Here is a 21,000-nt window from a genome sequence, read left to right as displayed (position 1 = left end):
GCTCTCCTAAAATTACAGCCTGCTCAGGCTTTTTAATATTTGGCGTAACCCGTAGGTTACGCGAACTTCTTCTGGATTTCCTGTGCGACTGCAGTTGGGACCGGCTCATAATGGTCAAACTGCATCGTGTACTGGGCGCGGCCCTGAGACATCGAACGCAGGTTGTTCACATAACCAAACATGTTGGCCAGTGGAACATTTGCGTTGACGACCGTAGCGATACCGCGTGCTTCGGTGCCAGAAATCTGGCCACGACGCGAATTCAGGTCACCGATAACGTCACCGACGTAATCCTCAGGCGTCACCACTTCAACCTTCATGATTGGCTCGAGAAGCTGTGCACCAGCCTTCTGCGCACCTTCACGGAAAGCTGCACGGGACGCGATTTCGAAGGCGAGAACCGAGGAGTCAACGTCGTGATATGCACCGTCGATCAAAGTTGCCTTCACACCGAGCATCGGGAAGCCAGCCAGTGGACCTGCACCCATGACGCTTTCGATACCCTTCTGAACGCCCGGGATGTATTCCTTCGGAACTGCGCCGCCGACGATCTTCGATTCGAAGATGAAATCATCACCTTCATGCGGTTCGAAGATAATCTTGACACGAGCGAACTGACCCGAACCACCAGACTGCTTCTTGTGCGTGTAGTCGATTTCAGCCTGACGGGTGATCGATTCACGGTAAGCAACCTGCGGAGCACCGACGTTAGCTTCAACCTTGAACTCGCGCTTCATGCGATCAACAAGAATATCAAGGTGAAGTTCGCCCATGCCTGCGATGATGGTCTGGCCAGATTCTTCATCGGACTTGACGCGGAACGAAGGATCTTCAGCTGCAAGACGATTAAGCGCTATGCCCATCTTTTCCTGGTCAGCTTTGGTCTTTGGTTCGATCGCAATTTCAATAACCGGATCTGGGAATTCCATGCGTTCAAGGATAACAGGCTTCAGCGGATCGCAAAGCGTATCGCCAGTCGTCGTTTCCTTAAGGCCAGCCAGAGCAACGATGTCGCCTGCGAAAGCTTCTTCGATGTCTTCACGGCTGTTGGAGTGCATCTGCAGCATACGGCCGATACGCTCACGCTTGCCCTTAACGGTATTTTCGAGCGAAATGCCCTTGGTAAGCTTGCCCGAATAAATGCGAGCAAAAGTCAGCGAGCCAACAAACGGATCGTTCATGATCTTGAATGCAAGCATCGAAAGGGGTGCTTCATCCGAAGATTCACGAGTGGTTTCCGATTCCGTCTTTACGTCGATGCCCTTGATTGCTGGAACATCTGTCGGAGCAGGAAGGAATTCCACAACAGCATCGAGAAGCGGCTGAATACCGCGGTTCTTAAACGCTGTACCGCAAAGCACAGGATGGAACTTAACGTCGATCGTACCCTTGCGGATCAATGCACGAAGCTGTTCATTCGAAGGCATGTTGCCTTCAAGGTAAGCTTCCATTGCAGCTTCATCGATTTCCACGGCCAGCTCGATAAGCTTTTCGCGGTATTCTTCAGCCTTGTCCTTAAGGTCAGCAGGGATTTCACCTACAGTCGCAGATGCGCCGATAGTGCCATCCCAAGTCAGAGCCTTCATTTCGATAAGATCGATAACGCCCTCGAACTCGTTTTCAGCGCCGATCGGCAACTGAATAGGAAGCGCGACGGCACCAAGGCGCGAACCAACCATTTCTACGCAACGGTAGAAGTCAGCACCGATCTTGTCCATCTTGTTCACGAAGACCATACGTGGAACGTGGTACTTCTCAGCTTGACGCCAAACGGTTTCAGTCTGCGGCTCAACACCAGCATTCGCATCGAGAAGAGCGATTGCGCCATCGAGAACGCGGAGCGAACGCTCAACTTCAATCGTGAAGTCAACGTGGCCCGGGGTGTCGATGATGTTGAAGCGACGCTTCTTGCCATCCTGACCCTGCCAGAACGTGGTCGTAGCAGCGGACGTGATGGTGATACCGCGTTCCTGTTCCTGCTCCATCCAGTCCATGGTGGACGCACCATCATGGGTTTCACCGATCTTGTGGTTCTTACCGGTGTAGAACAGAATACGCTCGGTCATCGTCGTCTTGCCGGCGTCGATGTGAGCCATAATACCGAAATTGCGGTAGTCTTCGATTTTATATTCGCGGGCCATGTTTTTGCTCTTTGAATAGGGTTCGAGAATTACCAGCGGTAATGCGAGAACGCGCGGTTGGCTTCTGCCATGCGGTGCGTGTCTTCACGCTTCTTAACAGCGGAACCACGGTTGTTAGCCGCATCCAACAGTTCGCCGGACAGACGATCAATCATCGTCGTTTCATTGCGACCACGAGCTGCATTGATCAGCCAGCGAATGGCAAGTGCCTGGCGGCGTTCTGAACGCACATCGACCGGAACCTGATAGGTTGCACCACCAACGCGGCGCGAACGGACTTCAACGTGCGGAGCAACATTGTCGAGCGCCTGATGGAACAGCGCGACCGGCTCTGACTTGGCCTTGGCTTCGATTGCTTCAAGCGCACCGTAAACGATGCTTTCAGCAACCGACTTCTTGCCATGAAGCATAACTGCATTCATGAACTTCGTGATAACGAGATCGCCGAACTTTGGATCCGGATTAATCTCACGCTTCTCTGCTTTATGGCGTCTGGACATTTCGTCTCAACTTTCAATTACATCGGGCTCAACTCGCCATTCAGGCGGCCGGTATCCCCGGAAAATTCTTACTTCGGACGCTTCGCACCGTACTTCGAACGACGCTGCTTGCGGTTCTTAACACCCTGGGTATCAAGAACACCGCGGATGATGTGATAACGCACACCCGGCAAATCCTTGACGCGACCGCCGCGGATCATAACCACGGAGTGCTCCTGAAGGTTGTGACCTTCACCAGGAATATATCCAATGACTTCAAAGCCATTGGTCAGGCGGATCTTGGCAACCTTACGAAGAGCCGAGTTAGGCTTCTTAGGGGTTGTTGTATAAACGCGAGTGCAAACGCCGCGCTTCTGTGGGTTTGCCTGCAGAGCAGGAACCTTATTACGCTTTACCGGCGCAGTACGCGGCTTGCGGATCAACTGGTTTACGGTAGGCATTGAACCTTCCTCTATAAAAAATCTCGTATCGGCGCCCAATAAGGGCCGTTTCACCGGAGTGCTCATGCACAAATTCGGGACTAGCCACTCCATCAGCGGCCAACCCGAACAAAAGCAGAGGAAGCGTAGGCTTCATGCGAACGGCAAGTTGCATTTCGATCGTAAAACGAACCCTGTTTGAGGCGAACTCCAGAGCGCGTCGCTCCGAAAATGCCAGCCTCACATCGGCTCAGATGGGCTGCTGATACGTGTTTGTGGGCGTTTCGTCAAGGGCGGGAGGCCAAGTTTCTTAATCAAAAGGCCGCAAAACCGCGTTTTGATCGCCGCCCGACAGGTTGTTGCGCCAATTGAGACGACATATCGCTATTATTTCGTGGCAAAACTGTCATTTTTGTGTGGCAGCATAGCGCTTGAAGGCAACAATCGTTATTGAAACACATCCGAGTCGAAACGCAACACAATATTAAGGGATTCTCAATGTCATCCACGACCACATCCACAGAGAACGATTCGCCTATCGTTCATCTGGTCATCGCCGACGTCTGGAACGAAGGCGAGGAGGAGTCTATCGAGGTCCACATTCTTCTGAAGTCAAACGAAGACGAAGATCTCGTCCAGACTGTTCTCTCTATCTTGGCTGAAGAAGGTTATCACGAAGCCGAATTGGTCGAGATGGGTACGATTACCGAAGAACCAGAAGAAGAGCCGCACAAAAGCGCCTGGCAGACCGCCCTCACTGGAGAGGTTGCATTGATTGAGTTCGATGGCGATGAAGATGATGAGTAGTTCGGGCTGCTAAGTCGTAAGGAAGAAGGGCGGTATTAGATCGCCCTTTTCTTTTGACTTTCTAAACAAAAAGGCCGCCTCGAAAGGCGGCCTTTTTCTATTGCTTAACACTCGCCTATTCGGCGGCGTTGTTGGTCATATCTGTGAGCATAGCATTTGCTTCCGACGAACCGGTCGACTTGCGACGCTCGTCAATGATCAAATCATCGCGGGCGGTAGCGATACGACGGATCTGGTTGGTCATGCCACCAGTACCAGCCGGGATAAGACGGCCGACGATGACGTTTTCCTTGAGACCCTGCAGCGTATCCATCTTGCCAGCAACTGCGGCTTCGGTGAGAACGCGTGTGGTTTCCTGGAATGACGCCGCCGAGATGAACGAAGGAGTCTGAAGCGAAGCCTTGGTGATACCGAGTAGAACCGGATTACCCGAACCTGGCTTCTTACCTTCTTCGATCAAGCGATCATTGACTTCATCAAGCTCAATACGATCCACATGATCACCAACGAGGTAACCGGTATCACCCGACTCCGTGATCTCGATCTTCTGAAGCATCTGACGAACAATCACTTCGATGTGCTTGTCGTTGATGAGAACGCCCTGCAGACGATAGACTTCCTGGATTTCGTTGACGAGATAAGAAGCAAGTGCTTCCACACCCTTGATTGCCAGAATGTCGTGCGGTGCAGGATTGCCGTCGAGAATATATTCACCCTTTTCGATAACGTCACCGTCCTGAAGATGGAACGGCTTGCCCTTCGGGATCAGATACTCAACCGGCTCAATCGTATCGTCGTTTGGTTCAATGATGATGCGACGCTTGTTCTTGTAATCGCGACCAAAACGGACAGTACCATCGATCTCTGCGATGATGGCGTGATCCTTTGGACGACGAGCTTCAAACAGTTCGGCAACGCGTGGCAGACCACCGGTAATATCCTTGGTCTTCGCACTTTCCATTGGCAGACGTGCGATAACGTCACCGGCATTCACATGAGCACCCGGCTCGAACGAAAGGATCGTTTCCACCGAAAGGAGGAAGCGAGCTTCGCCACCCTTCGACAACTTCGCGATCTTGCCGCTCTTGTCCTTGATGACCATAGCCGGCTTGAGATCCGCACCACGTGGTGTGGAACGCCAGTCGATGACTACACGCTTCGTGATACCGGTCGACTCGTCGGCTGTTTCCGAAACCGAAAGACCATCAACGAGGTCCTCAAATTCGATATAGCCTTCAACTTCGGTCAGGATAGGACGGGTGTATGGATCCCACTCCGCAATACGCTGACCGCGCTTGACTGTATCACCTTCATCGACGAACAGACGCGAACCGTAAGTTACACGGTGAACGGCACGTTCCTTACCTGTAGCATCGACGATCAAAACCGCCATGTTACGGCCCATGACAACGAGGTTGCCATCGGAGTTACGAACCACGTTGCGGTTGCGCAGCTTAACAGTGCCTTCATACGAAGCTTCAAGATACGAACTATCAACAACCTGAGCAGTACCGCCCAAGTGGAAGGTACGCATCGTCAACTGAGTACCAGGCTCACCGATCGACTGTGCCGCAATAACGCCAACAGCTTCACCCTGGTTAACCGGTGTACCGCGTGCAAGGTCACGACCATAGCACTTGGCGCAAACGCCGTTGCGCGTCTGACAGGTCAGCGCCGAACGAATACGGATCGACTGAATGCCGACCTTCTCGATGACTTCAACGTCCTTTTCTTCGATCATGCGACCGGCTTCGACGATAACATCGCCGGTTGCCGGATTGATGATCGGATCAAGAGCGGTACGACCCAGAACGCGCTGACCGATTGGAGCAACGATCTGACCGGCATCAACGATTGGCTGCATGGTGAGACCGATTTCGGCGCCGCAATCGACTTCCGAAATAATCGCATCCTGTGCAACGTCCACGAGACGGCGTGTCAAATAACCCGAGTTAGCGGTCTTCAACGCAGTATCGGCAAGACCCTTACGGGCACCGTGTGTCGAGTTGAAGTATTCGTTAACGGTCAGGCCTTCCTTGAAGTTCGAAATGATCGGGGTTTCAATGATTTCGCCCGACGGCTTGGCCATAAGACCACGCATACCGCCCAGCTGACGCATCTGGTTGACCGAACCACGGGCACCCGAATGCGACATCATGTAAACCGAGTTCATCTGCTTCTGACGGCCAGTCACCGGATCGAATTCAACAGCCTTAATACGGGCCATCATCTCTTCGGTGATCTTGTCAGTCGCCTTACCCCAGGCATCCACAACCTTGTTGTACTTTTCACCCTGAGTGATCAGGCCGTCATTGTACTGCTGTTCGTATTCGGTCGTCAGGGCTTCGGTTTCTGCAACGATCTTTGCCTTCGAGTCAGGAATGACCATGTCATCCTTACCGAAGGAAATACCTGCGCGGCATGCATGGGCAAAGCCGAGCTGCATGATACGATCGCAGAAGATAACCGTCTCTTTCTGACCGCAATGGCGGTAGACGTGGTCGATCATCTTGGAGATGTTCTTCTTGGTCATCTCCTGGTTACAGATGTCAAAAGAGACATTTGGATGCTTCGGCAGAAGTTCACCCATGATCAAGCGGCCAGGTGTGGTGTCGTAAACCTTCGAAACAGGCTTACCTTCCGCGTCAACCGTCTTGAAACGGCCTTTAATCTTGGTGTGTAGGGTGACAACCTTATTTTCAAGCGCATGTTGAAGTTCGCCCATATCGGCAAACATCATGCCCTCGCCCGGCTCCTTGTCTGCCACGATCGACAGATAGTAGAGACCCAGAACCATATCCTGTGAAGGAACGATAATCGGTGCGCCGTTCGCTGGGTGCAGGATGTTGTTGGTCGACATCATCAACACACGTGCTTCAAGCTGAGCTTCAAGCGACAGTGGAACGTGAACAGCCATCTGGTCACCGTCGAAGTCAGCGTTGAACGCTGTACAAACGAGCGGATGCAGCTGAATAGCCTTGCCTTCGATCAGCGTAGGTTCGAATGCCTGAATACCAAGACGGTGCAGCGTAGGCGCGCGGTTCAACAGAACCGGATGCTCACGGATCACTTCGTCAAGAATATCCCAGACTTCCGGACGTTCTTTTTCAACCAGCTTCTTCGCCTGCTTAACGGTCGAGGAATAACCCTTGGCATCAAGACGAGCGTAGATGAATGGCTTGAACAGTTCGAGCGCCATCTTCTTTGGCAGGCCGCACTGGTGAAGCTTCAGCTCAGGACCAGTCACGATAACCGAACGACCCGAATAGTCGACGCGCTTACCGAGAAGGTTCTGACGGAAACGACCCTGCTTACCCTTGAGCATGTCGGAGAGCGACTTCAGCGGACGCTTGTTAGCACCGGTAATGACGCGACCACGACGGCCGTTATCGAACAGCGCGTCAACAGCTTCCTGCAGCATACGCTTTTCGTTACGGATAATGATGCCAGGAGCGCGCAGTTCAATGAGACGCTTCAGACGGTTGTTACGGTTGATCACGCGACGGTAGAGGTCGTTGAGATCGGACGTAGCAAAACGACCGCCATCAAGTGGAACCAGAGGACGCAGATCCGGCGGGATAACCGGAACGATCTTCATGATCATCCACTCAGGACGGTTGCCAGATTCCATGAAGTTCTCAACGATCTTGAGGCGCTTCATAAGTTTCTTGGTCTTCAGTTCCGAAGTGGTTTCCGCCAGATCAACGCGCAAGTCAGCGGCAATGTTCGGAAGATCCATTGAGGCCAGAAGTTCAAAGATAGCTTCCGCACCAATAAGGGCTGTGAACTGATCTTCGCCGAATTCATCGACGGCAATCATGTATTCCTCTTCTGAAAGAAGCTGATGTTCTTTCAGCGAGGTCAAGCCTGGTTCGGTAACAATGTAGTTCTCAAAATACAGAACGCGCTCAATATCCTTGAGCGTCATGTCCAAAAGCGTGCCGATACGCGATGGCAGCGATTTGAGGAACCAGATATGGGCAACAGGTGCAGCGAGCTCAATATGGCCCATGCGCTCACGACGAACGCGCGACAGTGTAACTTCCACGCCGCACTTTTCGCAGATAATGCCTTTGTATTTCATACGCTTGTACTTGCCGCACAAGCATTCATAATCCTTGATCGGGCCAAAGATACGTGCGCAGAAGAGACCATCGCGTTCAGGCTTGAACGTACGATAGTTGATCGTCTCCGGCTTTTTGATCTCGCCGTATGACCAGGACAGAATCTTCTCAGGGCTGGCAATCGAGATTCTGATGGAATCGAACGTCTGTGCCGGAGCCTGAGGATTGAAAAGATTCATGACCTCTTGGTTCATGCCGTTCTCCTTGAGGGCGATCCGCCGCCCTGTGTGTCGTCAATGACAGGCCAAAAATCCCTGCCATCTTGAAAAGAAATCGCGGTATTAAGCAGTTTTAACTGCACATTCCGTTCGGCATTTCGCTAACGCAAACCGCTTTACACGTTTACTGGAAACACCTTACGGGCGCGCCACGGCAATACCATGGCGCGCCTTGATGTTTTTTATTCCGCCGCGTCCGGAAGTGCCGGCTGCTCGTCGCGTGTGTCATCCAACTCGACATTAAGGCCGAGCGAGCGCATTTCCTTGACAAGAACGTTGAAGCTTTCCGGAATACCAGCTTCGAACGTATCGTCGCCACGAACGATGGCTTCGTAGACCTTGGTACGGCCTGCAACGTCGTCGGACTTGACTGTAAGCATTTCCTGCAGCGTGTAAGCTGCACCGTATGCTTCCAGAGCCCAGACCTCCATTTCACCGAAGCGCTGACCACCGAACTGCGCCTTACCACCGAGCGGCTGCTGGGTGACAAGCGAGTAAGGTCCGATAGAACGAGCGTGGATCTTGTCGTCGACCAGATGATGAAGCTTGAGCATGTAAATATAGCCCATGGTCACCTGACGATCGAACGGCTCACCCGTACGTCCATCATACAATGTCGACTGACCCGAGGTCGCGAGGCCTGCATCTGTCAACATCGCATTGATGTCAGCTTCAACCGCACCGTCGAATACCGGCGTTGCGATCGATACGCCGCGCTTCACCTGATTTGCCAGCATGAGGACGGATTCGTCATCATACGAACGCACAGGCTCATTGCGGTCGTTGTCCGGATAGATGTGCTCCAGAGTATCGCGCAGCGGCTGTATATTCGCCGTTTTGCGGTAAACGTCTATCAGCTCACCGATCTTCTTACCCATGCCTGCGCATGCCCAGCCAAGATGTGTTTCCAGAATCTGGCCCACATTCATACGGCTTGGAACACCAAGCGGGTTCAACACGATATCAGCATGTGTACCGTCTTCGAGGAATGGCATGTCTTCGACAGGCAGAATGCGGGAAACCACACCCTTGTTGCCGTGACGGCCAGCCATCTTGTCGCCTGGCTGGATCTTGCGCTTCACAGCAACAAAGACCTTAACCATCTTCATGACGCCCGGAGGCATCTCGTCGCCACGCTGTACCTTCTCGACCTTATCCATGAAGCGTGCTTCGAGGAGCTTCTTGGATTCGTCGTACTGGCCGCGAAGAGCTTCGAGTTCGCCCTGCTGCTTTTCGTCTTCGACAGCGAACTGCCACCACTGCGAACGCGGATACTCCGTGATGAGATCACGTGTAATGGTTGTGCCCTTCTTGAAACCCTTCGGTCCAGCAGCTGCAACCTTACCATCGATCATATCAACGAGACGGCCGTAAACGTTACGGTCAAGAATAGCCTGTTCGTCGTCACGGTCCTTGGCGAGACGTTCGATCTCTTCGCGCTCGATCGCCATTGCACGTTCGTCTTTTTCAACGCCGTGGCGGTTGAATACACGAACTTCAACGATCGTGCCGTATGTTCCCGGAGGCATACGCATCGAAGTATCACGGACGTCGGAAGCCTTTTCGCCGAAGATGGCGCGCAGGAGCTTCTCTTCCGGTGTCATCGGGCTTTCGCCCTTTGGTGTGATCTTGCCGACAAGAATGTCGCCAGGATGCACCTCGGCACCAATGTAAACGATACCGGCTTCGTCGAGGTTCTTCAGCGCTTCTTCCGAAACATTCGGAATATCGCGGGTGATTTCCTCAGGTCCAAGCTTCGTATCGCGAGCAGCAACTTCGAATTCTTCGATGTGGATCGAAGTGAACACATCTTCAGACACGATCTTCTCGGAGAGAAGGATCGAATCTTCGTAGTTGTAACCGTTCCAAGGCATGAACGCGACGAGCACGTTACGACCAAGAGCCAGATCACCAAGATCGGTCGACGGACCATCAGCAATGATATCGCCCTTACCGATTGGATCGCCAACGCGTACGAGCGGACGCTGGTTGATACAGGTCGACTGGTTCGAACGCTGGAACTTCTGCAAACGATAGATATCAACGCCAGACTTCGACGGGTCGAGGTCTTCGGTAGCGCGGATAACGATACGCGTTGCGTCAACCTGATCAACGATACCACCGCGACGAGCGGCAATAGCGGCACCGGAATCACGCGCAACAACGGCTTCCATACCTGTTCCAACGAACGGAGCTTCCGCACGAACGAGAGGAACGGCCTGACGCTGCATGTTCGAGCCCATGAGAGCGCGGTTCGCATCGTCATTTTCAAGGAACGGAATAAGCGCTGCTGCAACCGAAACGAGCTGCTTTGGCGAAACGTCCATCAGATCCACGTTTTCACGCGGAGCCATCATAACTTCGCCGGCGTGACGGCAGATGACGAATTCGTCAACAAAACCGCCCTGCTCGTCCAGCTCCACGTTTGCCTGAGCAACCGAGTGCTTTGCTTCTTCCATAGCCGACAGATAGACAACGTCATTCGTTACCTTGCCATCGACAACTTTACGATACGGGCTTTCGATAAAGCCGTATTTGTTGACGCGGGCAAAAGTTGCGAGCGAGTTGATCAGACCGATATTCGGTCCTTCCGGCGTTTCAATCGGACAGATACGACCATAATGTGTCGGATGCACGTCGCGGACTTCAAAGCCAGCACGCTCACGGGTCAAACCACCAGGTCCAAGAGCCGAAAGGCGGCGCTTGTGGGTGATTTCCGAAAGCGGGTTGGTCTGATCCATAAACTGCGACAGCTGCGAAGATCCGAAGAACTCACGCACAGCTGCTGCGGCAGGCTTAGCATTGATCAGATCCTGCGGCATGACCGTGTCGATTTCGATCGAGGACATACGTTCCTTGATCGCACGTTCCATACGCAGAAGACCGACGCGGTACTGATTTTCCATCAGCTCGCCGACCGAACGGACACGACGGTTACCGAGGTTATCGATATCGTCGATTTCGCCGCGACCATCACGCAGTTCAACGAGCATCTTGACGACAGCAAGGATGTCCTCCTTGCGCAGAACACGCACGGTGTCTTCTGCATCAAGGTCAAGACGCATGTTCATCTTCACGCGACCAACAGCCGAAAGGTCATAGCGCTCTGCATCGAAGAACAGCGAGTTGAACATGGCCTCAGCCGAGTCCATTGTCGGTGGCTCCCCGGGACGCATGACGCGGTAGATGTCGAACAGCGCTTCCTGACGGCTTTCGTTCTTGTCAACCGAAAGGGTATTACGAATATACGCACCGATATTGATATGATCGATATCGAGAACGTTAATCTCATCAACACCTGTGTCGAGAATCGTCTTGAGAACCTTCTCATCAATTTCATCACCGGCTTCGAGATAAATTTCACCGGTTTCATAATTGACTGTGTCTTCAGCAAGGTAAGATCCAAAGAGATCGTCTTCGGTAGCCTTGATGAACTTCAGGCCCTTTTCGGCGAGCTGTTTTGCTGAACGCGCTGTCAGCTTCTTGCCAGCTTCGAGAACGACTTCGCCTGTGTCGGCATCGATAAGATCAGAAATGACCTTCATGCCCTTGAAGCGTTCAACAGAATAAGGAATGCGCCAGTTATCACCATCACGCGTGTAGGTGACCGTGTTGTAGAACGTCGAGAGAATTTCTTCGCCGTCCATACCGAGCGCCATAAGAAGCGTGGTAGCTGGAAGCTTGCGGCGGCGATCAATACGTGCATAGACAACGTCCTTGGCATCGAATTCGATGTCAAGCCACGAGCCACGGTACGGAATGACGCGAGCAGCAAACAAAAGCTTACCCGAGGAATGCGTTTTCCCCTTGTCGTGATCGAAGAAAACACCAGGCGAACGGTGCATCTGCGAAACGATAACACGTTCCGTACCATTGACTATGAAGGTGCCATTGTCTGTCATGAGCGGCATATCGCCCATGTAAACATCCTGCTCCTTGATGTCCTTGATGGACTTCGCGCCGGTATCTTCATCAATATCGAACACGATCAAACGCAGCGTAACCTTGAGCGGTGCCGAATACGTCAAATCGCGCTGACGGCATTCGTCAACGTCGAATTTTGGTGCATCGAACTCGTAGCGAACGAATTCGAGCATTGAAGAGCCGGAGAAATCCTGAATTGGGAAAACAGACTTGAAAACGGCCTGCAAACCCTCGTCAGAACGCCCACCAGCTGGTTCCTCAACCATGAGAAACTGGTCGTAAGATGCCTTTTGAACCTCAATGAGGTTAGGCATTTCCGCGACCTCGGGAATCTTACCGAAAAATTTGCGTACGCGCTTGCGACCATTGAAAGAATGGGTCTGAGCCATCGTCGCTCCTCGTTCTATAGCCTTACGGCTTGCTCACGCCTTGCGGCCTTTATCGTGCGCCGCCTTTCGGCGGTCCTTCTAACGGGCTAAAACCCGTTTCCTGATAGCCCCTTCAAGGCCATCAGAAAAAGGGTTTAAAAAGATCAGAACGGTGTAACTAAATTCGCTCTGACTATGATTTGCATAAAGAGAACCTATTTTCGCGCTTTTCGTTTCTTTTCATGCATTTACTCTAGATGCAAGCCCAGAGTTAAACTGGCGGACGTTTCCGTCCGCCAGAATAAAGAACTTACTTAAGTTCAACCTTAGCGCCAGCTGCTTCGAGCTGTGCCTTGATCTTTTCAGCTTCGTCCTTGGAAGCGCCTTCCTTGACAGCCTTAGGAGCTGCTTCAACGAGGTCCTTAGCTTCCTTGAGGCCGAGACCTGTGATCGCGCGAACTTCCTTGATCACGTTGATCTTGTTTGCGCCGCCATCAGCGAGAACGACGTCAAATTCGGTCTTTTCTTCAGCAGCAGCAGCTGGAGCAGCGCCACCAGCAGCAGCAACTGCTACAGGAGCAGCAGCCGAAACGCCCCACTTTTCTTCCAGCAGCTTCGAAAGTTCAGCAGCTTCGAGAACGGTCAGAGCCGACAGGTCTTCAACGATCTTTGCGAGATCAGCCATTTTGGTATTTCCTTGAGTTAAGGTTTGAACAATTGACAGCGAAAAACGGCCTTACGCCGCCTCGTTCTTCCGGGCGTGCGCGCCAATAACGCGAGCGATCTGGCCCGCTGGTGCGCTGGTAAGTACTGCGAGACGCTGAGCCGGGGTTTGGATCATTCCAACCAGCTTTGCGCGCAGTTCGTCGAGCGATGGGAGCGAAGCCAGCGACTTTACGCCATCGGCGTTAAGCGTCGTTGCACCCATTGCACCGCCGAGAATAACGAGCTTGTCGTTAGTCTTGGCGAATTCGACGGCTACTTTCGGAGCAGCAATTGGGTCGTTTGCGTAAGCAACAACCGTCTGGCCTGTAAACAGGTCAGAAATGCCTTCCGATTCCGTGCCCTGAAGAGCGATCTTGGCAAGGCGGTTTTTCGCGACTTTAACGGTACCACCAGCGTCACGCATCTTTGAGCGAAGATCGCTCATCTGCGCAACTGTGAGACCGGTATAGTGGGCCACGACGACCGAACCGGACTCTTTGAAAGCGCCGTTCAGCCACGAGACAAATTCGCGTTTTTCCGCTCTATCCACTGTCTCTCTCCAGTAGACAGGACCACATGGTCCTGCCGGGTTGCCTTTGCCGGGCAAACTTCACAGTCAGCCCGACGTTCGAGGATCCTGTCCCCTTCAGCTATCCCAGTAACAGGCATCACTCAAAGGCAACTACGGTTCAAACCTTGTATGCACGTTCGTGCGAAACAGGGTTATTCCACGTCTCATGCAGGCTAGGTGTTTAAGGAAACTCATCCTAAGATGAATATCCGCCTGCAATCTCGGACAGGATAACCAGACTTTCGCCTGGTTATCCGGATCATGCGATCCGGAATCTTTGTACTTTTGATCACTTCCGCGATCTGGCAGTACCACCAGCCCCCTTCCATCAAAGGAAGGAGCAGGCTCCGGCAAACCGGAGCCCCAAATTATGCTACAACTTTAACAGTTGCCGGATCGACCTTAACGCCGACGCCCATGCTGGACGAGATAGATACGCGCTTGACGTATTCACCCTTCGCAGCCGAAGGCTTTGCCTTGATAACTGCATCAGCAAAAGCCTTGATATTTTCTTCGAGCTTCTGATTGTCGAAGGAAACCTTGCCGATGCCGGCGTGGATGATACCAGCCTTTTCAACGCGGAACTCAACTGCACCACCCTTGGAAGCGGTAACAGCCGCTGCAACATCAACAGTTACAGTACCAACCTTAGGGTTTGGCATCATGCCGCGTGGGCCAAGCACCTTACCCAGACGACCAACAAGCGGCATCATGTCAGGTGTCGCAATGCAGCGATCGAATTCGATCTTGCCGCTATTGACGATTTCAAAAAGGTCTTCTGCACCAACGATGTCAGCGCCAGCCTTCTTGGCTTCTTCAGCCTTATCGCCGCGCGCAAAAACCGCTACACGAACAGTACGACCAGTGCCGTTTGGCAGATTGACAACGCCGCGAACCATCTGGTCTGCATGACGTGGATCAACGCCGAGATTCATTGCGATTTCGATGGTTTCATCGAACTTTGCAACAGCACGCTCTTTAACAAGACCGATTGCATCGGACAGATCATAAAGCTTGTTGACGTCAATGCCTTCACGGATCTTAGCAATGCGCTTGGAAATCTTTGCCATAGTCTTAGCCCACCACTTCCAGGCCCATCGAACGGGCAGAACCTTCGACCATGCGCATAGCCGCTTCGACGTCAGTTGCGTTAAGATCTTTCATCTTAGCCAAAGCAATTTCGCGAACCTTGTCGCGTGCAATCGTGCCGGCCTTTTCCTTGCCTGGAGCCTTCGAACCAGACTTGAGGTTCGCAGCCTTCTTCAAGAAATAGGTTACCGGAGGCGTCTTCATCACAAAAGTGAAAGACTTGTCCTGATAATAAGTAATCACGACTGGAACAGGGGAACCCTTTTCCATTTCCTGCGAGGCAGCATTGAATGCCTTACAGAATTCCATGATATTGATGCCGCGCTGACCCAGTGCTGGGCCGATCGGAGGCGATGGGGTGGCCGAGGCGGCTGCTACCTGCAGCTTCAACTGGCCTGCAATTTTCTTAGCCATTGCATTCTGCCTTCATATAAATGCTGTAAAACAGCGTTCTCGATTAATGCCGTAAATCCGGCTCTCGACTGACGTCAGACAAACTGACGGGCAGTTCGGTGGTGCGAAATCGGCAACCGGCTAAGCTGCCTATCCTCCCACCATTTGTTCGTCACTTACGACGAAACCCCGCAGGGGCAAACGATCAGACTTTATCTACCTGACCGTATTCCAGATCCACAGGCGTCGCGCGCCCGAAAATGGAAACTTCAACCTTGAGACGCGCACGCTCTTCGTCGACTTCCTGAACAATACCGTTAAACGACGCAAACGGACCATCGGAAACACGAACATTTTCGCCAACCTCGAAGGTGATCGAAGCCTTCGGACGCTCCGCACCGTCCTGAACTTGATTCAAAATCTGATCAACTTCTTTCTGCGAAACAGGAACCGGCTTCGAATCACCGAGAAAACCGGTAACGCGAGGCGTATTCTTGATCAGCGAGAAAACAGCATCCGTCAGCGTTGCCCGAACAAGAACATAACCAGGGAAGAATTTACGCTCTGCATCAACCTTACGGCCACGACGAACTTCAACTACCTTCTCTGTCGGCACAACGATCTGCTCAATAAGGCCTGAAAGCCCTTTTTGAGCAGCCTTCAGTTCGATATCCTCAGCCACCTTCTTTTCGAAGTTGGAATAGGCGTGAACGATATACCAGCGCGCTGTCATCTCGTAGATCCCCAATCCTGCTTAGCGGCCAAGGCCAAGTATAAATTCTACGCCATAGGCCATAAGCTGATCGGCTAGAAAAAAGAATGTAGCAGCCAGAAAGGCCATAACCACAACCATGATTGTGGAGATGATCGTTTCACGCCGTGTCGGCCAGGTCACTTTCGCCGTTTCAGCGCGAACCTGCTGGAAAAAGGTGATCGGATTCGTCTTCGATGCCATCTGTCACTCTGCCTGCTTGGTGAACCACCGTTTTTGAAGCAAAAAGCGAATCAAAAACAGGAACCCACGCGTATACGGTACGCAAAGCTGAAAATTCAGCCCCACGCACCGCGTGTCTGTTGACCTTACATAGAATCGATTCCCAAAAAAAACAAGCCCAATAGTTAAAAGAATACCATACAGGCTTATCGGAAAACCGATCCTTACGAACATCACTTGCCGAACCATTCAACCGTACAGCAGCAACCTTCCCCACCCGATCATGAAACCGATGGAAAGTTATCATTATCTGTCAACGCACTTCAAGTTAGAGCGCCAAACAGATAAGCCAGCAAAAATGCTAACTCAGAATACAAAAAACGGGTGCTCGTAGTCAAGCCACGAGCACCCGTTTTAAAATGGCAGGGGCAGCAGGGTTCGAACCCGCGACCTACGGTTTTGGAGACCGTCGCTCTACCAACTGAGCTATACCCCTATTTGACACCGAAGTGTCTGACTGACAGCAAAACCGTCAGCCAAAATCTTTACTCGATGATCGAAGCAACGATGCCTGCACCAACGGTACGGCCACCTTCACGGATAGCGAAGCGGAGCTTCTCTTCCATTGCGATCGGTACGATCAGCGTAACGTCAACCGTAACGTTGTCGCCAGGCATAACCATTTCCGTGCCTTCTGGCAGGGTAACAACACCGGTCACGTCAGTCGTACGGAAGTAGAACTGTGGACGGTAGTTGGTGAAGAATGGTGTATGACGACCACCTTCGTCCTTCGTCAGAATGTATGCTTCTGCCTTGAACTTGGTGTGTGGCTTAACCGAACCTGGCTTGCAGAGAACCTGACCACGCTCTACGTCTTCACGACCAATGCCGCGAACCAGTGCACCGATGTTATCGCCAGCCTGGCCCTGATCGAGCAGCTTGCGGAACATTTCAACGCCGGTAACAGTCGTCTTGCCGGTAGGCTTGATGCCAACGATTTCGACTTCTTCGCCAACCTTGACGATACCGCGTTCAACACGACCGGTAACAACCGTACCACGACCCGAAATCGAGAAAACGTCTTCGATTGGCATCAGGAATGGCTGGTCAATCGGACGTTCTGGAGTTGGGATATAATCGTCAACAGCAGCCATCAGATTGCGGATTGCGTCTTCACCGAGTTCCTTCGAGGAATCTTCGAGAGCTGCAAGTGCCGAACCCTTGATGATTGGGGTTTCATCACCCGGAAAGTCGTACTTCGAGAGAAGTTCACGAACTTCGAGTTCTACGAGTTCGAGAAGTTCAGCATCGTCAACCTGATCGCACTTGTTCAGGAACACGACGATCGCAGGAACACCAACCTGACGAGCGAGCAGGATGTGCTCACGGGTCTGTGGCATTGGACCATCAGCTGCCGAAACAACCAGGATCGCGCCGTCCATCTGTGCCGCACCGGTGATCATGTTCTTGACATAGTCAGCGTGACCTGGGCAGTCGACGTGTGCGTAGTGACGGTTTGCAGTTTCGTATTCAACGTGCGACGTCGAAATGGTGATACCACGAGCCTTTTCTTCAGGCGCAGCGTCGATCTGGTCATAGGCCTTGAAGTCACCGAAGAACTTGGTGATCGCTGCAGTCAGCGAGGTCTTGCCGTGGTCAACGTGACCAATCGTGCCAATGTTAACGTGTGGTTTGTTACGTTCAAACTTGCTCTTTGCCATCGCCGTTGTTCTCTTTGTTCTAGAACCGCTCGAGCGCCAGCACAAAAGCCTGAAAGACCCTTACGCCGACATTTATGCCAAAACGGAACGGCGAACCGCCCGTCGATGATACCTTACTGCCTATCCGCTCACTTGATTTGGAGCGGGTAACGGGAATCGAACCCGTGTATTCAGCTTGGAAGGCTGCTGCTCTACCATTGAGCTATACCCGCATACTCTAAACTCTGATCCGACAGTGGTGGAGGAAGTTGGATTTGAACCAACGTAGGCTTAGCCAACGGATTTACAGTCCGTCCCCTTTAACCGCTCGGGCATTCCTCCTAATATCACTATCAGCAGAGTCGAGTAACTAGGCATTTTCTGCAGAAGTTCAGGCTGTCCGTTTGGACTGTTCCGTTGTTCTGCGAGGGGGCTTATGCCGATATGCGTCGCTCCTGTCAACAGGGTAAAAGTGAAAAGAATGCAGAACTTTCCACAACTTGCGTATGTCGATACATATGAGACGCCAAAGAACCGCCAGAAACTGGGATTTGAAGCTCATACGAACACTCTTTTATTGGCCTAAATAAAATTGCAAACGCTATCTTCCCTGCTGTGGACAGGATATAAGCCGCTCATGAACGATCAAAATTCTCCCCGCACCCCAAAAGATTCTCATTATGCACGTCTGCGTCGCGAACATCGCGATCAGAAAGCGGCATCGGAAGGAAAAACTCCCCATCGGCCTCAGCGCGCGCCTATCCCGGCGGGGCGCGTCGCCGAAGGGACGGTTCGTCTTTACGGTCTGCACACTGTACGTGCAGCAGTCGAAAACCCGGCACGCAAGATTCTGCGCATGCGCGCCACACGCAACGGCTTCACCCGCCTCGAAATCGGTGAAGCAGAAAACCTGCCCTTCCCCGTTGAAATCGTAGAGCCCAAAGAGATTGATAAGGAAACAGGTTCCGACGCCGTGCACCAAGGCGTCATGATCGAAGCAGAACCGCTTCGACACAAAAAGCTTTCTGAACTTAAAGAATGCCCGCTTTTGCTCGTACTTGATCAGGTGACCGATCCACATAATGTCGGTGCGATCATTCGCTCTGCCGTTGCTTTTGGTGCTGGCGCGATCATCACCACAAGCCGCCACAGTCCCCAGGAAAGCGGTGTTCTTGCAAAAGCTGCTTCTGGCGCGCTCGAGCTTATTCCGCATATCGAAGTCCGGAACCTCGCAGAAGCATTTGAAGAGCTTCACTCCCTCGGATTCATGACCATCGGCCTCGATTCGGAAGGCCCCTTGGAAATGGAAGCAACCCTTGAAGGAAGCCGCCTTGCACTGGTTCTCGGTGCGGAAGGCAAGGGTTTGCGTCAGAAAACACGCGAAACAGTCACCGCTCTGGCGCGGTTAGATATGCCGGGTGAAATTAAGTCACTCAATGTATCCAATGCGGCAGCGATTTCGCTTTATGCCGCCGAGCGTTATCTGCGCGCGCGTAAAGGCTCATAGGCCATAAATCATATCTGGGGTGCATGACAGCCCCAGATATCGATTCGTCAGCGGCTAAAATGCTTACGCTGTCGCAATATAGGTACGAATGTCTTCTGCTTCGCGTTCAACGTCTTCAATACGACGCTTGACCACGTCACCAATGGAAATGATTCCCGCGAGCTTACCGTTTTCTTCCACCGGCATATGGCGGAAGCGGTGATGCGTCATAATTTCCATTACCTGATTGATTGTGTGATGCTCTCGGCACACCTGCACTTTTGCAGTCATAAATTCAGATACGGGACGGTTCAAGATTTCCGCATCCATGCTTGCCATCGCGCGGACAACATCACGCTCCGAAAGAATACCCTCGATATGCCCGGCCTCGTCGCAAGCGACAATCGCGCCGATTTTATACTGCGCAAGAATGGCAATGGCGTGGGAGAGCGTATCATCGGGTCTGATCACGACGACATCCCTACCCTTGCTTTCGAGAATCGATCTAACTGTCATGCCAAAATCCCTCCCAAGGTTCAGCAATCCATCATGCGGCGAAGCCACCTGATTCTAACGCAGCTCCTCCAGCTACGTTCCCTTAAATGTGCGCTTTGATTTGTTGCTTTGCAAGCGGACGAAACAGCAAGGATTAGCCCCTGCGCCGGATGACAGCATCATAACTTCGCGGCTTATCGAGCAAAGCTATGCCTAAAAAGCCTGCTACGAATCCGCCAATATGCGCTTCCCATGCGATTCCAGAAAGGTCTGCGCCGCCTGTTGAATAAAGGCCGGTGACAATATTGATCAAAAACCATACACCGACAAATGTTAGCACGGGCTTCAACCTCAACGTCAAACCGACTGGTAATACAGGCCCTGCAAATTCAGATCTGCGACCATGGCTAACTCTACGGAATCCGTAACGCGCCGCGGCCCCCATCATGCCGGAAATTGCGCCGGAGGCACCCACAAGCGGCGTGACACTGTCAGGATAGATCGCATAATGCGTGAGTCCGGCGATCACAGACGTCAAAATCCAGAATACAATCATTCGGCCAGTGCCTATACGGCCAGCAAGTGGCGAGCCGAAAGCGACAAACCAGATCATATTCACTGCTATATGCGCCAACCCGCCATGCATGAAAGAATAACTGATGAGCGTAAACAGTGCTGCCGGATCCGCAAAGCCGCCAGCGAGTGAAAACCGCGCGGGAATCAGTGCGAAGTTCAACATAAAGGCATAGTTCTGCTGCTCACTGAGAATATAATTCTGATAGATATAAACCCCGACACAAATTGCCATCAATGCCAGTACGACGCTGGGTATGTTGAATATCGGCTCTCCCCTTTGAGGAGAATTAAAATTTCCGCCCATATCAGGCTGAGGAATACTCATGTGTCGCCGCTTTCCAGCTAATCTTTTATCGGCTGCAGATTGAACGTAGATAAGTGAGAATTCGTTAAAAATAAAGGCCGCCGGATTGTACCGTACGGCCTTGTCGCAAATGCTTAAACGTTGCAAGACGAAATCTGGAGATCAGAAAAAGCAAATTATCACAATGGCTTGCTCTGATGCTTCATCAAAGCGCTATATAAGAACTTTTGCAACCATTACCTTCTG

16 protein-coding genes and 3 tRNA genes are annotated in these 21,000 nt (G+C 52.2%); 2 read left to right on the top strand and 17 right to left on the bottom strand.

What is annotated here, in order from left to right; all coding sequences use genetic code 11:
• Positions 1 to 56 precede the first annotated feature (56 nt).
• The 3 genes from fusA to rpsL form a co-directional block, all read right to left on the bottom strand.
• Positions 57 to 2,141, bottom strand: coding sequence for an elongation factor G (gene fusA / locus H5024_RS06525; protein WP_187544583.1), 2,085 nt, complete (start codon positions 2,139 to 2,141; stop codon positions 57 to 59).
• A gap of 29 nt (positions 2,142 to 2,170) precedes the next feature.
• Complete coding sequence (gene rpsG, locus H5024_RS06520) at positions 2,171 to 2,641, bottom strand: 30S ribosomal protein S7 (RefSeq protein WP_094539765.1); 471 nt, start codon at positions 2,639 to 2,641, stop codon at positions 2,171 to 2,173.
• 68 nt (positions 2,642 to 2,709) lie between these two features.
• A complete protein-coding gene (gene rpsL, locus H5024_RS06515; RefSeq protein ID WP_006168377.1) occupies positions 2,710 to 3,081 on the bottom strand; it encodes a 30S ribosomal protein S12 in 372 nt (123 codons plus the stop codon).
• 477 nt (positions 3,082 to 3,558) lie between these two features.
• Here rpsL and H5024_RS06510 point away from each other — a divergent pair, with 477 nt between their 5' ends.
• Positions 3,559 to 3,867, top strand: a complete 309-nt coding sequence (locus tag H5024_RS06510; protein ID WP_187544581.1) for a hypothetical protein — start codon at positions 3,559 to 3,561, stop codon at positions 3,865 to 3,867.
• A gap of 115 nt (positions 3,868 to 3,982) precedes the next feature.
• Here H5024_RS06510 and rpoC read toward each other — a convergent pair whose 3' ends face one another.
• From rpoC to H5024_RS06450, 12 genes are all read right to left on the bottom strand, one after another.
• On the bottom strand, positions 3,983 to 8,185 hold the full coding sequence (rpoC, locus tag H5024_RS06505) for a DNA-directed RNA polymerase subunit beta' (protein ID WP_187544579.1): 4,203 nt from the start codon (positions 8,183 to 8,185) through the stop codon (positions 3,983 to 3,985).
• Positions 8,186 to 8,391: 206 nt separating this feature from the next.
• The gene (rpoB, locus tag H5024_RS06500) at positions 8,392 to 12,522 is read right to left on the bottom strand and encodes a DNA-directed RNA polymerase subunit beta (protein ID WP_187544577.1); all 4,131 of its coding nucleotides are present in this window, start codon (positions 12,520 to 12,522) and stop codon (positions 8,392 to 8,394) included.
• Positions 12,523 to 12,811: 289 nt separating this feature from the next.
• Positions 12,812 to 13,186 (bottom strand): 50S ribosomal protein L7/L12, encoded by a 375-nt coding sequence (rplL, locus tag H5024_RS06495; protein ID WP_094539769.1) that lies wholly within the window; start codon positions 13,184 to 13,186, stop codon positions 12,812 to 12,814.
• Positions 13,187 to 13,237: 51 nt separating this feature from the next.
• Positions 13,238 to 13,756 carry a 50S ribosomal protein L10 gene (rplJ, locus tag H5024_RS06490; protein WP_187544575.1) on the bottom strand — a complete coding sequence of 173 codons (519 nt, stop codon included), beginning with the start codon at positions 13,754 to 13,756 and terminating at the stop codon, positions 13,238 to 13,240.
• Positions 13,757 to 14,145: 389 nt separating this feature from the next.
• A complete protein-coding gene (rplA, locus tag H5024_RS06485) occupies positions 14,146 to 14,847 on the bottom strand; it encodes a 50S ribosomal protein L1 (RefSeq protein ID WP_187544573.1) in 702 nt (233 codons plus the stop codon).
• A 4-nt stretch (positions 14,848 to 14,851) separates the two neighbouring features.
• Positions 14,852 to 15,280 (bottom strand): 50S ribosomal protein L11, encoded by a 429-nt coding sequence (rplK, locus tag H5024_RS06480; RefSeq protein WP_187544570.1) that lies wholly within the window; start codon positions 15,278 to 15,280, stop codon positions 14,852 to 14,854.
• A 184-nt stretch (positions 15,281 to 15,464) separates the two neighbouring features.
• On the bottom strand, positions 15,465 to 15,992 hold the full coding sequence (nusG, locus tag H5024_RS06475) for a transcription termination/antitermination protein NusG (protein ID WP_187544568.1): 528 nt from the start codon (positions 15,990 to 15,992) through the stop codon (positions 15,465 to 15,467).
• A 21-nt stretch (positions 15,993 to 16,013) separates the two neighbouring features.
• Entirely contained in the window at positions 16,014 to 16,214 is a 201-nt protein-coding gene (gene secE, locus H5024_RS06470) for a preprotein translocase subunit SecE (RefSeq protein ID WP_094577505.1), read from the bottom strand.
• Positions 16,215 to 16,613: 399 nt separating this feature from the next.
• A tRNA-Trp gene (locus tag H5024_RS06465) sits at positions 16,614 to 16,689 on the bottom strand.
• 49 nt (positions 16,690 to 16,738) lie between these two features.
• Entirely contained in the window at positions 16,739 to 17,914 is a 1,176-nt protein-coding gene (gene tuf, locus H5024_RS06460) for an elongation factor Tu (protein WP_187544566.1), read from the bottom strand.
• Between the two features lie 138 nt (positions 17,915 to 18,052).
• Positions 18,053 to 18,126: transfer RNA gene (locus H5024_RS06455), tRNA-Gly, on the bottom strand.
• A 24-nt stretch (positions 18,127 to 18,150) separates the two neighbouring features.
• A tRNA-Tyr gene (locus H5024_RS06450) sits at positions 18,151 to 18,235 on the bottom strand.
• 295 nt (positions 18,236 to 18,530) lie between these two features.
• Between H5024_RS06450 and rlmB the strand changes: the two genes are divergently transcribed.
• Positions 18,531 to 19,400, top strand: coding sequence for a 23S rRNA (guanosine(2251)-2'-O)-methyltransferase RlmB (gene rlmB, locus H5024_RS06445; RefSeq protein ID WP_187544563.1), 870 nt, complete (start codon positions 18,531 to 18,533; stop codon positions 19,398 to 19,400).
• Positions 19,401 to 19,463: 63 nt separating this feature from the next.
• On the opposite strand, the gene H5024_RS06440 is transcribed toward rlmB, so the two are convergent.
• Together H5024_RS06440 and H5024_RS06435 are read right to left on the bottom strand one after the other, a co-directional pair.
• Complete coding sequence (locus tag H5024_RS06440; protein ID WP_187544561.1) at positions 19,464 to 19,895, bottom strand: CBS domain-containing protein; 432 nt, start codon at positions 19,893 to 19,895, stop codon at positions 19,464 to 19,466.
• Positions 19,896 to 20,028: 133 nt separating this feature from the next.
• A complete protein-coding gene (locus H5024_RS06435) occupies positions 20,029 to 20,775 on the bottom strand; it encodes a rhomboid family intramembrane serine protease (protein ID WP_187544559.1) in 747 nt (248 codons plus the stop codon).
• Positions 20,776 to 21,000 lie beyond the last annotated feature (225 nt).

Origin of the sequence: Ochrobactrum sp. Marseille-Q0166, from assembly GCF_014397025.1 — a bacterium.
In the GTDB taxonomy this organism is placed as follows: Bacteria; Pseudomonadota; Alphaproteobacteria; order Rhizobiales; family Rhizobiaceae; genus Brucella.
Note: the sequence above shows the minus strand (reverse complement) of the source record. Positions and strands in the feature narration are given on the sequence as shown.

Coding starts and splice junctions, on each gene's coding strand:
- fusA (WP_187544583.1), bottom strand. CDS start 2,141: ATGGCCCGCGAATATAAAATCGAAGACTACCGCAATTTCGGTATTATG.
- rpsG (WP_094539765.1), bottom strand. CDS start 2,641: ATGTCCAGACGCCATAAAGCAGAGAAGCGTGAGATTAATCCGGATCCA.
- rpsL (WP_006168377.1), bottom strand. CDS start 3,081: ATGCCTACCGTAAACCAGTTGATCCGCAAGCCGCGTACTGCGCCGGTA.
- H5024_RS06510 (WP_187544581.1), top strand. CDS start 3,559: ATGTCATCCACGACCACATCCACAGAGAACGATTCGCCTATCGTTCAT.
- rpoC (WP_187544579.1), bottom strand. CDS start 8,185: ATGAACCAAGAGGTCATGAATCTTTTCAATCCTCAGGCTCCGGCACAG.
- rpoB (WP_187544577.1), bottom strand. CDS start 12,522: ATGGCTCAGACCCATTCTTTCAATGGTCGCAAGCGCGTACGCAAATTT.
- rplL (WP_094539769.1), bottom strand. CDS start 13,186: ATGGCTGATCTCGCAAAGATCGTTGAAGACCTGTCGGCTCTGACCGTT.
- rplA (WP_187544573.1), bottom strand. CDS start 14,847: ATGGCAAAGATTTCCAAGCGCATTGCTAAGATCCGTGAAGGCATTGAC.
- rplK (WP_187544570.1), bottom strand. CDS start 15,280: ATGGCTAAGAAAATTGCAGGCCAGTTGAAGCTGCAGGTAGCAGCCGCC.
- nusG (WP_187544568.1), bottom strand. CDS start 15,992: ATGACAGCGCGCTGGTATATCGTTCACGCCTATTCCAACTTCGAAAAG.
- secE (WP_094577505.1), bottom strand. CDS start 16,214: ATGGCATCGAAGACGAATCCGATCACCTTTTTCCAGCAGGTTCGCGCT.
- tuf (WP_187544566.1), bottom strand. CDS start 17,914: ATGGCAAAGAGCAAGTTTGAACGTAACAAACCACACGTTAACATTGGC.
- rlmB (WP_187544563.1), top strand. CDS start 18,531: ATGAACGATCAAAATTCTCCCCGCACCCCAAAAGATTCTCATTATGCA.
- H5024_RS06440 (WP_187544561.1), bottom strand. CDS start 19,895: ATGACAGTTAGATCGATTCTCGAAAGCAAGGGTAGGGATGTCGTCGTG.
- H5024_RS06435 (WP_187544559.1), bottom strand. CDS start 20,775: ATGAGTATTCCTCAGCCTGATATGGGCGGAAATTTTAATTCTCCTCAA.